Source organism: Clostridium tetanomorphum (assembly GCF_017873215.1).
GTDB lineage: Bacteria > Bacillota > Clostridia > Clostridiales > Clostridiaceae > Clostridium_AO > Clostridium_AO tetanomorphum.
The window spans coordinates 1-2,137 of sequence record NZ_JAGGKA010000051.1 but is presented as its reverse complement, the minus strand read 5'-3'; the positions used below and the strand labels follow the sequence as shown (position 1 = coordinate 2,137).

Below are 2,137 nucleotides of genomic sequence, written 5' to 3'. Positions count from 1 at the left end.
CCATATCTATTCTATCAAAGTGAGGTGTTTTTTTTCAACGCTTAAGCTTTTCTGAACACACCTGCATAGCAGGTGGTTTTATTTATAGACAAGAAGAATAAAAAAGGATGCCTTAGCATCCTTTTTTATTTTATTTTTACAGTTTTCTGTATTCCTGTTGAATTTTCATCCAACTTATGTAAATGATTTATTTCAAGAACTGCTTCAGCTATATTTAAAGAGTGATCCCCTACTCTTTCAAAATTACTAATTATATCTAAATAAATAGCACTAACTCTAGCTTCACAAGCAGAAGAATTCAATCTCTTTATATCATTATCTCTTAATGTTTCTTCTAGTTCATCTATTCTAGCTTCTATCTCATAAACAGATTTTGCCATTCTTACATCATTACGTTCAAAACTTAATATAGATCTATTTAAAGCATCAAGAGTATAATTAAATATGTCTTTTAACTCTTTCATTGCATCTTCAGAAAAAATTAGTCTTTTAGAAATTTTCTCTGTAGATAAATCTGCTATATTCTTAGAATGATCTCCTATACGCTCTATATCTTTAACAACATGAAACATAGAAGTAACTATATCCACTTGTTGCTTTGAAATTTCCGTATTTGAAAGTTTAACTAAAAACTTGGTTATTTCTTCTTCTAAAAGGTCAATTAAGTCTTCTCCTTCACCAGCCTTTTTGATAAGATTTTCATCACCAGTTTCTAAAGATTCCACTGCAAATTTTAAATTTTCTCTAGCTTTATCAGCCATTGCAATTATTTCTTTTTTGCATTGACCAACGGCAATTACTGGAGTTTCCAATAATCTATCATCAATATACTGTATAGTCATACCTTCTTCTTGTCCATCTCCTGGAATAACTTTATTTATAAATGCTACTAAATACTTAATAAAAGGTGCCTGAACTATAACGTTTGCTATATTAAAGAATGTATGAGCGTTAGCAATCTGCTTTCCTACATTATCTGGAGTTAAATAAATTATAAGTGAGGAAATTGGTTTTAAAATTATTAAAAATATAACCGTACCTATTACATTGAAGGTTAAGTGAGCAAGAGCAGCTTTTCTTGCATTTTTGTTTGTACCTATACTAGATAAAAGTGCAGTTGCGCAAGTTCCTATATTATCTCCAAATAAAACCGGTAAAGCTACCTCTATTGGCAGTAATCCATTATTAGCTAATGCTATAAGTATACCAATAGTAGCTGATGAACTTTGTACTACAGCAGTAAGACCTAATCCTACAAGTACTCCTAAAATTGGATTATATGATAGCGTTGCAATTACACTTTTAAATTCTTCTGATTTAGCTAAAGGAGCCATTGAGGAAGACATGGTCTTCATTCCTATAAAAAGAATACCAAATCCTAATATTATATTTCCAATCTCTTTACTCTTATTTCCTTTAGAAAATAGTACTGTTAAAGCTCCTACACCTACAAATATAGGTGCAATTGCAGTTAAATTAAGTGCAACTAATTGCCCTGTAATTGTGGTACCAACATTAGCTCCCATTATTACGCCTGTAGCTTGATATAAATTCATAAGTCCTGCATTAACAAATCCTATTACCATAACTGTGGTTGCACTACTACTTTGAATAATTGCTGTAACTATTGTTCCTGTAAGTATTGCTTTAAAAGGATTAGAAACTATCTTTTCAAAAAACACCTTTAACCTATCTCCTGCTGTGTTTTCAAGCCCATCCCCCATGATTTTCATTCCATACAGGAACAACCCTAAGCCTCCAAAGAGACCTATTACCATCGACAAACTGTCCATCTTCATACTCCTTCCAATATGTTATCAAGTAATTATTAGAACAATTTATTCATATGCTTATCAAAACTGTATACACAATATTAAAAACTCTAATACCTAAAGGTAAAGAGTTCTATATATCTATAGTTTTAAATATTACTGATAGTAGCAATAGAATAAATACATTTTTATAATACATTATTTTTAACAAAAATAAATAATTTTTAACTCTAATTAACATAGATTTAACATAGACATTAAAAATTATAGGAAATAAATATCCACCAGCTAAGCTGGTGGTTTTTCTTAAGCCCTATAAGGGCACTTTACCAGCATTGTGCCTTAAGGCACGTATGAAAATCTCG

Annotated in this window: 1 protein-coding gene; it reads right to left on the bottom strand. The window is 30.4% G+C overall.

All coding sequences use genetic code 11. From position 1 onward, the window contains the following. Positions 1 to 125: 125 nt before the first annotated feature. Complete coding sequence (locus tag J2Z24_RS21125) at positions 126 to 1,793, bottom strand: Na/Pi cotransporter family protein (protein WP_035152118.1); 1,668 nt, start codon at positions 1,791 to 1,793, stop codon at positions 126 to 128. Between the last annotated feature and the right edge of the window lie 344 nt (positions 1,794 to 2,137).

Coding starts and splice junctions, on each gene's coding strand:
- J2Z24_RS21125 (WP_035152118.1), bottom strand. CDS start 1,793: ATGGACAGTTTGTCGATGGTAATAGGTCTCTTTGGAGGCTTAGGGTTG.